General features: G+C 69.8%; 6 protein-coding genes and 1 pseudogene. All 7 read right to left on the bottom strand.

Annotated elements, in window-relative coordinates:
• A partial coding sequence (gene gatB, locus AB0J09_RS47030) for an Asp-tRNA(Asn)/Glu-tRNA(Gln) amidotransferase subunit GatB (RefSeq protein ID WP_360706625.1) occupies window positions 1-1,053 on the bottom strand: 1,053 nt, incomplete at its 3' end.
• A gap of 2 nt (window positions 1,054-1,055) precedes the next feature.
• Window positions 1,056-2,546 (bottom strand): Asp-tRNA(Asn)/Glu-tRNA(Gln) amidotransferase subunit GatA, encoded by a 1,491-nt coding sequence (gene gatA, locus AB0J09_RS47025; protein ID WP_360706623.1) that lies wholly within the window; start codon window positions 2,544-2,546, stop codon window positions 1,056-1,058.
• Window positions 2,543-2,842: an Asp-tRNA(Asn)/Glu-tRNA(Gln) amidotransferase subunit GatC gene (gene gatC / locus AB0J09_RS47020; RefSeq protein WP_344991736.1), complete on the bottom strand. Its 300-nt coding sequence runs from the start codon at window positions 2,840-2,842 to the stop codon at window positions 2,543-2,545. The genes gatA and gatC overlap by 4 nt, the downstream gene beginning before the upstream one ends.
• A 227-nt stretch (window positions 2,843-3,069) precedes the next feature.
• The gene (locus AB0J09_RS47015) at window positions 3,070-5,142 is read right to left on the bottom strand and encodes an EAL domain-containing protein (RefSeq protein WP_360706620.1); all 2,073 of its coding nucleotides are present in this window, start codon (window positions 5,140-5,142) and stop codon (window positions 3,070-3,072) included.
• Between the two features lie 740 nt (window positions 5,143-5,882).
• A complete protein-coding gene (gene ligA / locus AB0J09_RS47010) occupies window positions 5,883-8,072 on the bottom strand; it encodes an NAD-dependent DNA ligase LigA (RefSeq protein ID WP_360706617.1) in 2,190 nt (729 codons plus the stop codon).
• Between the two features lie 65 nt (window positions 8,073-8,137).
• Complete coding sequence (locus tag AB0J09_RS47005; RefSeq protein ID WP_360706614.1) at window positions 8,138-8,542, bottom strand: hypothetical protein; 405 nt, start codon at window positions 8,540-8,542, stop codon at window positions 8,138-8,140.
• 14 nt (window positions 8,543-8,556) lie between these two features.
• Window positions 8,557-8,716, bottom strand: a pseudogene (locus tag AB0J09_RS47000) (methionine synthase); the annotation flags it as partial.

Below are 8,716 nucleotides of genomic sequence, written 5' to 3'. Positions count from 1 at the left end.
CGCGACCGTGGCCTCGACCAGGTCGATGGCGTCGGCGTTGTACATGGCCTGCATGTCGAGGTCGGACAGCCCCCACTCGGCCTGCAGCCGCTGGCGCTTGACCGACGGCAGCTCGGGCAGCGCGGCCTTCAGCTCGGCCACCCACGCCGGGTCGGGCGCGATCGGCACCAGGTCGGGCTCGGGGAAGTAGCGGTAGTCCTGCGCCTCCTCCTTGGACCTGCCCGACGTGGTGGTGCCGGTGTCCTCGTGGAAGTGCCGGGTCTCCTGAACGATCTTCCCGCCCTCGGCCAGGATGCCGGCCTGCCGCTCGATCTCGCTCCGGACGGCCCGCTCGACGCTGCGCAGAGAGTTGACGTTCTTGGTCTCCGTACGGGTGCCCCACTCGGACGAGCCCCGCGGCATGAGTGACACGTTGACGTCGCAGCGCAGCGAGCCCTCCTCCATGCGCACGTCGGAAACGCCGAGCGAGCGCATGATCTCCCGCAGCTCGGTGACGTACGCCTTGGCCACCTCGGGCGCGAGCCGGTCGGTGCCGGGGATGGGCTTGGTCACGATCTCGACCAGCGGGATGCCCGCGCGGTTGTAGTCGACGATCGAGTAGTCGGCCCCCTGGATGCGCCCGGTCGCGCCGCCCACGTGGGTGGACTTGCCGGTGTCCTCCTCCAGGTGCACCCGCTCGATCTCGATCCGCACGGTCTTGCCCTCGACCTCGACGTCGACGTAGCCGTCGACGCAGAGCGGCTCGTCGTACTGCGAGATCTGGTAGTTCTTCGGCATGTCCGGATAGAAGTAGTTCTTCCGGGCGAAGCGGCACCACTCGGCGATCGAGCAGTTCAGCGCCAGGCCGATGCGGATGGTCGACTCGATGGCCTGGGCGTTGGCCACGGGCAGCGACCCGGGGAACGCCAGGCAGGTCGGGCAGACCTGCGTGTTGGGCGGGGCGCCGAAGGTCGTCTTGCAGCCGCAGAACATCTTCGACTTGGTGCCCAGCTCGACGTGCGTCTCCAGGCCGAGCACCGGCTCGAACCGGTCAAGCGCTTCGTCATAGACCATGGTCATAGCGACGGGGCCTCCTTCAGCAGCGGGCCGCCCCAGCGGCTCTCCAGGGCCTTCTCGACGGCGGCGCCGACGCGGTAGCAGCGGTCGTCGGCCAGGACCGGCGCCATGATCTGCAGGCCGACCGGCAGGTTGTCCTCGTCGGCCAGGCCGACCGGCACCGACATGGCCGCGTTGCCGGCCAGGTTGGACGGGATGGTGCACAGGTCGGCGAGGTACATCGCGATCGGGTCGTCGGTGCGCTCGCCGATCGCGAACGCCGTGGTCGGCGTGGTCGGCGACACCAGCACGTCCACCTGCTGGTAGGCGGCCTCGAACTCGCGGGAGATGACCGTGCGCACCTTCTGCGCCTGGCCGTAGTAGGCGTCGTAGTAGCCGCTCGACAGCGCGTACGTGCCGAGCATGATGCGCCGCTTGACCTCGGGGCCGAACCCGGCGGCCCTGGTCAGCGCCATGACCTCCTCGGCGCTGCGGGTGCCGTCGTCGCCGACGCGCAGGCCGTAGCGCATGGCGTCGAAGCGCGCCAGGTTGGACGAGCACTCCGACGGCGCGATCAGGTAGTACGCGGGCAGCGCGGTGGTGAACGACGGGCAGGAGACCTCGACGACCTTAGCCCCCAGCGACTCCAGGAGCTGGATGGCCTCGTGGTAGCGGGCCAGCACGCCGGCCTGGTAGCCCTCGCCGGCGAACTCCTTGACGACACCGATCCGCATGCCGGCGATGTCGGGGTTCTTCGCGGCCTCGACCACGCTCGGCACGGGCGCGTCGATCGAGGTCGAGTCCATCGGGTCGTGCCCGGAGAACGCCTCGTGCAGCAGCGCCGCGTCGAGCACGTTACGCGCGAACGGGCCCGGCGTGTCGAGCGAGCTCGCGAACGCGATGATGCCGTATCGGGACGAGCCACCGTACGTCGGCTTCATGCCCACGATCCCGGTCACGGAGGCCGGCTGCCGGATCGAGCCGCCGGTGTCGGTGCCCGTGGACAGCGGCGCCTCGTACGCGGCCACGGCGGCGCTCGAGCCGCCCGACGAGCCGCCCGGCACCTTGGACAGGTCCCACGGGTTGCGGGTGACCTGGTACGCCGAGTTTTCCGTGGAGGAGCCCATGGCGAACTCGTCCAGGTTCGTCTTGCCGAGGAAGACCAGCCCGGCCTCGCGCAGCCGCGCGGTGACGGTCGCGTCGTACGGCGGGCGCCACCCCTCGAGGATCTTGGACGCGGCCGTCGTCGGCATGTCGCGCGTGGTGAAGATGTCCTTGTGCGCGATCGGCACGCCGGCCAGCGGTCCGAGCTTCTCGCCCGCCCGCAGCCTGGCGTCGACGGCCCGCGCCTGCTCCAGCGTCGTCTCGCGATCGACGTGGAGGAACGCCTGGATCTTGGGCTCCACCTCGGCCATGCGGTCGAGATGCGCCTCGGCCACCTCGACGGCCGACACCTCGCCACCGGCGATCATCGAACCCAGCTCGGCGGCGGTCTTGCGGATCAAGCTCATGCCTCCTCCCCGAGGATGCGCGGCACCCGGAATCGGTCGTCCTCGACGGCGGGCGCGCCGGAGAGCGCCTGGTCGGGCGTCAGGGACTGTCGCACCTCGTCGGCACGGAAGACATTGGTCAGCGGAAGCGCGTGCGACGAAGGCGGCACATCCTCGGCGGCGACCTCTGCCACCTTCGCGACCGCCTCGATGATGGCATCGAGCTGGGTGGCGTAGTGGTCGAGCTCGTCGTCGGTGAGCGCCAGCCTGGACAACCGGGCCAGGTGTGCGACCTCGTCGCGGGTTATGGCGGACATGAGTCGGTTAACCCGTTTCGTGGATGGAGTCTTTGGACACTGCCATCCTAGGGGGCTTGACGTAGCACGCCCGAACCATTATCCGCGCCGCAACGAACGATGCCCTCCACCCATTCGCTGCCAGACCGGGGATTTCTTCGCTGGAAGGTCCGGCCCCTGGTGGTGCTCATCGCCGTGACCATGCCGCTGAGGGCCCTCACCGTGTCCGCCGGGCAAATGGACGTGGGTCAGGCTGAGCGGCTCACCTCGGGCCGGTAGCTGTACTCGATCCCGGGCCCCGCGCCCGCGTGCTCCCTGAGCCAGACCGTGGCGTCGGCGGCGGGCATGGACCGGCCGAACAACCACCCCTGCCCCATGTCGCACCCCATCTCCGCCAGCCTCATCGCCACCTCGTCCGACTCCACTCCCTCCGCGACCGAGCGCAGGCCGAGCGAGCGGACCAGGTCCACGATCGAGCGGACGATCCGGTCGTCGTCCTCCGACTCGGCGATCCGGCGTACGAACGAGGCATCGATCTTGACTTCGGAGACCGCCAGGCGCTGGAGCCTGATGAGCGAGGAGTAGCCGGTGCCGAAGTCGTCGAGCGCCAGCGGCACGCCCAGCGTGGCCAGGGCCTTGATCGTCTCCTGGGTGTACGCCTGGTCGCCCGTCAGGATGCGCTCCGTCACCTCCAGCTGGATGGCCCCGGGCGGCAGCCCGTAGCCGGCCAGGCCCTCCTCCAGCTGCTCCGGCAGGGCCGAGTCGAGCAGGTCGCGGGCCGAGATGTTGACGGAGATCGGCACCCGCATCCCCGCGTGCCACCAGCGGGCGCCCTGCTCGAGCGCCGCCTCGATGACGTACGCGGTGAGCGGCCGCATCAGGTACGACTGCTCGGCCAGCGGGACGAACTCCGACGGCGCGATCGGCCCGTGCACCGGGTGGTGCCAGCGCAGCAGGGCCTCGACCCCCTGGACGGCGCCGGTCTCGAGGCTGACCTTGGGCTGGTAGTGCAGGCGGAGCTCGCGGTTGTCGATGGCGCGGCGTAGGTCGCCGAGGAGGTTGAGGCGTTCGGGAGAGTTGCGGTCCTTGTCGGGCTGGTAGAGCTCTACGCCGGTACGTCCCTCCTTCGCCAGGTACATGGCCACATCGGCCCGCTGCAGGAGCAGCTCGAAATCGGGGGCGTGGTCCGGGTAGAGCGCGATCCCGACAGAGCCGTCCACGTCGAAGGTCATGCCCTCCAACCGGACCGGCTCGGTCAGCGCCGCGCGCAGCCGCGCCGCGACCTCCCTGGCCGCGTGGGCGTCCCTGATCGAGGGCAGCAGCACGGCGAACTCGTCGCCGCCCAGCCTCGCCACGACGTCGCCCGGCCGTACCGAATGGGTGAGCCTGTGCGCGACCATCTGCAGCAACCGGTCGCCCACCGGATGCCCCATCGTGTCGTTGACCTCCTTGAACCGGTCGAGGTCGAGCAGGAACAGGCCGACCCGCTCGTCCTGCCTGGCCTCGGCCAGCGCCTCCTCCGTGCTGACGATGAGCATCTTGCGGTTGGGCAGGCCGGTCAGCTCGTCGTGCAGGGCCTGGTGGTCGCGGCGCATGGAGAGCGTGGCAGTGAAGTAGACGGCGGTGAGGGGGGCGACGAACAGGGGCACCAGCCCGGGCGAGTGCTCCATGACCACGACGACCAGGGGCGCCAGGCCGAGCAGCCCGGCGTACACGAGGGCCTGCGGGACGACCGTGACCTTGAACACCCGCGTGATCGAGCGCCGCTCGTGCAGCGCGACCGCGCCGCACACGAGGGTGGCCCTGGTGGCGAAGTACGCGACCCCGGCCAGCGCGATCGCCGGCAGGTCGCCGCCATCCGGCACCCAGGGCACGGCCGGGCTCGGCACGATGCCGAACAACCCCAGCACCACAGCCGCCGCGGTGAGCGCGAGAGTCGATTGAGCGACGTTGAACATGACCCGATGCCACGACTTGCGCGTCACCACCCCGTTCATGGTCACGGCGACGGCCTGCATCAGCACCGCGACGGGCAGCCCGAAGTGCAGGAGCACGGCGAAGGTGAACATGGTGGACGGATACGTGCCGCCCACGGCGGTGGCGGAGGACACCATCACGGGCCTCAGCTCACCCAGCATCACCAGCACCGCCAGCATCCAGAACAACGACGTGCGGGCCAGCTCCAGCAGCCCGGTGGCGTCCAGTCTGAGCATGGCCACCACGAGCGCGGTGAAGCCGATCACGGTTATGCCCGCGAGGAACGCCCACAGCGGCGTGCCGACGCGTGGTCCGGTGTCGCGGGTGTCGGTTGGGCCAGTCATCGGTAACAGAACCCCCATTAGGTCACTATGGGAGGGTACGACCTTCACCCCACTTCGCGAAACCAAGCGCGTACGTTCCGTCACTTCTCCTTTCCGACATATACCCAAAAACCACCCTCGGTAGCAAACCGCACACACTCCCGGCACGGCCCCACCCCCGCAGCCCCGCCATCCCCTACGACACCGGCCTTCCGGGCTCTCCCCCGCCGCCCCGACCACTGCCCCCGCACCCCGAATACGGCACCGCCCGGGCTCGCCCATGACCCGGGACCTCAGCCTTTACCTCCCGATGCGGCACCGCCCCGGGGCTCGCCCGCGGCTCCGAAACCTCAGCCCCACCTCCTGGATGCGGTACCGACCCAGGCTCGCTCGTGACTCCGGAACCTCAGCCCCCACCTCCCGGATGCGGCACCGCCTCACCACACCCGTATGCGGCGCCGTCTCAGGCTTGCTCCTGGCGCCCCAACCTCAGCCACCGCGCTCCACCGCGGCACCGTCTCGGATTACTTGGCGTCCCAACCTCAGCCACCGCACTCCGTCTCGGGTAGCTGGCGTCCTAACCTGAGCCACCGCACTCCACCGCGGCACTGTCTCAGGCTTGCTCTTGGCGTCCTGACCTCAGCCCACCGCATGCCATCGCACCCGGCAGCGGCACGCTGTGCCGACGACGCCACCCACGCAAGCGCCACACCCGTGCACCAGCCGAGCACCGCACACTGGCGCCGGACTCCACCGCAGGACTAAGCCTCTGGGGTGATCGCGGCTGCGGCCGCCGCCTCCGGGCCTTCCTTCAGGAGGATCTCGAATCCAGACCCGTCCAGGATCGGCACCCCGACGCTCACCGCCTTGTCGTACTTCGACCCCGCGTTCTCCCCCGCCACCAGGAACGACGTCTTCTTGGACACCGACCCCGACACCTTCCCGCCCCGGCTGGTGAGCGCGTCGGAGGCCGAGTCGCGGGTGTAGCCCTCAAGCGTCCCCGTCACCACGAACGTCAGCCCCGCGAGGGTCTGCGGCCCCTTCTCCGGCGCGGGCTCGTCCTCCATCCGCACTCCGGCGGCCCGCCACCGCTCGATGATCTCGCGGTGCCAGTCGACCGAGAACCATTCCCGGATCGTGGCCGCCACCCGAGAACCGATGCCCTCGACGGCGGCCAGCTCCTCCTCCGAGGCGTTCATGATGCGGTCGATCGAGCGCATCTCGTCGGCCAGCGCGCGGGCGGTGGGCGGGCCGATGTGGCGGATGGACAGGGCCACCAGCACCTGCGCGAGCGGCACCTGCTTGGCCCGCTCCAGCTCCTCAAGGAGCACCAGCGCATTTTGGCTGGGCTTGCCGTCGATGTTGGAGAAGAAGGTGACGACCTTCTGCTCCCCGGTCTTGGGGTCGAGCTTGGGCAGACCGGTGTCCTGGTCGCGGACCACCGACTTGATGGGCAGCAGCTGCTCCAGCGTCAGGTCGAACAGATCAGCCTCGGTGCGCACCACGGGCTCCTGGGGCGGCAGCGGCTGGGTGAGCGCGGTGGCCGCGACGTAGCCCAGCCCGTCGATGTCGAGCGCGCGCCGCCCGGCCGCGAAGTAGATGCGCTCGCGGATCTGGGCGGGGCAGCCGCGCGCGTTGGGGCAGCGCAGGTCGGCGTCGCCCTCCTTCTCGTACGCCAGCTCGGTGCCGCACTCCGGGCAGTGGGTCGGCATGACGAACTCGCGCTCCGACCCGTCGCGCAGCGCCATCACCGGCCCGACGATCTCGGGGATGACGTCGCCCGCCTTGCGCAGCACCACGGTGTCGCCGATGAGCACGCCCTTCTTGACCACGATGGCGGCGTTGTGGAGGGTGGCCCGCTCAACGGTCGAGCCCGACACCACCACGGGCTCCATCACCGCGTACGGCGTCACGCGCCCCGTGCGGCCGACGCCCACCTGGATGTCGAGCAGCTTGGTGTTGACCTCTTCCGGCGGGTACTTGAAGGCGATCGCCCACCGCGGCGCCCGCGACGTGGAGCCCAGCTCCCGCTGCGTGCGGAAGTCGTCGACCTTGACGACCACCCCGTCGATCTCGTACGCGGGATCGTGCCGGTGCACGCGGTAGTGCTCGATGAAGTCGTCGACCTCGGTGAGCCCGGGCACCACCTTGTAGAGATCGCTGACCGGCAGCCCGAACTCCCGCAGCCGGTCGTAGACCTCGGACTGCGCCTTCGGGACGGCCGAGCCCTCCCAGATGCCGATGCCGTGCACCAGCATCCGCAGCGGCCGCTGGGCCGTGATGCGCGGATCCTTCTGCCGCAGCGTGCCCGCCGCGGAGTTACGCGGGTTGGCGAACGGCGGCTTGCCCTGCTCGACGAGCTGCTCGTTGAGCTTGTTGAAGTCTTCGACCGGGATGTAGACCTCGCCGCGCACCTCGACCAGGCTGGGGATGTCGTCACCCTTGAGCCGGTGGGGGACGCCCTTGATCGTGCGGACGTTGGCGGTCACGTCATCGCCCGTGCGCCCGTCGCCACGGGTCGCGCCCCGCTCCAGCTTGCCGTCGCGGTAGACCAGCGCGATCGCCAGCCCGTCGATCTTCAGCTCGCAGAGGTACGGGCCCGGATCGCCCTCCGCCAGCCGCTCGGCCCGCTGCATCCAGGCGGCCATGTCGGCGTCGTTGAAGGCGTTGTCGAGGCTCTCCATCCGGTTGAGGTGCTGCACCTTGGCGAAATCGCCCGACACCGGCGCGCCCACCTTCTGTGTGGGCGAGTCGGGCGTCTGGAGCGTCGGATGCGCCTCCTCCAGCGCCAGCAGCTCCCTGAACCACTCGTCGAACTCGGCGTCGCTGGCCGTGGGCTGGTCGAGCACGTAGTAGCGCCAGCGGGCGTCCTCGACCAGCTCGCTCAGCTCGGCATGCCGCTTGAGCGCGGCCACGGGCACGCCCTGAACCTCGGCGCCAGGCTCACTCACCAGGGTCTCCTCTCGTCCAACACCCTGACCAAACGCTACCGCCGAGCACCGACAAGAACGAAGGCTCAGCCGCCCTGGGCCCAAACACCTTCCCAGGTCGAGCACTCGCCGGTGGCCTTCGTGGACGTGCCGCGGCAGACCTTGCCCTCGATCGAGAGCATGTATCCGGTCGGGAAGGAGAACTCCAGCGGCTTCGTACCCGAGCAGTTGTGGTACGTCTTGTACCCCTTGCCGCCCTCTTCCTTGACCCACCGGAACGTCAGCCAGGAGCACCCCGTACGCCCGGGGAAGTCGTACAGCTTCCCGCTGACCACGAACCCCGGACGGTCGTGCACCACCTTCCCCTTGGCCTTGCCCGCCCGATTGGCGGAGTAGATGGACCCCCAGCTCCACACCTCCGGGTTCGCCAGGGCAGGCGACGCTGAAGCCATCAGTACGGCGGCGGCCACCGCCACAGTGCGAAGAATCATGAGCCGGAGGCTACTCAGCCGCCTTGCAGCCCGCTTTCAGGATCGTCCCTGAGCACCTGAGCCGCCTTCCGGCAGGCCGCCAGCGCCGCGCGGGCGTACCTGGGCGACGCCCCGGCCAGCCCGCAAGAGGGCGTCAGCACGACCTGCTCGGCCAGCCGGTCGGGCGCGAACCCG

Origin of the sequence: Nonomuraea sp. NPDC049784 (assembly GCF_040659615.1) — a bacterium.
Classification (GTDB): domain Bacteria; phylum Actinomycetota; class Actinomycetes; order Streptosporangiales; family Streptosporangiaceae; genus Nonomuraea.
The sequence above is the reverse complement of the archived record's forward strand: the minus strand, read 5'-3'. Positions and strand labels throughout refer to the sequence as shown.

Coding starts and splice junctions, on each gene's coding strand:
- gatA (WP_360706623.1), bottom strand. CDS start 2,546: ATGAGCTTGATCCGCAAGACCGCCGCCGAGCTGGGTTCGATGATCGCC.
- gatC (WP_344991736.1), bottom strand. CDS start 2,842: ATGTCCGCCATAACCCGCGACGAGGTCGCACACCTGGCCCGGTTGTCC.
- AB0J09_RS47015 (WP_360706620.1), bottom strand. CDS start 5,142: ATGACTGGCCCAACCGACACCCGCGACACCGGACCACGCGTCGGCACG.
- AB0J09_RS47005 (WP_360706614.1), bottom strand. CDS start 8,542: ATGATTCTTCGCACTGTGGCGGTGGCCGCCGCCGTACTGATGGCTTCA.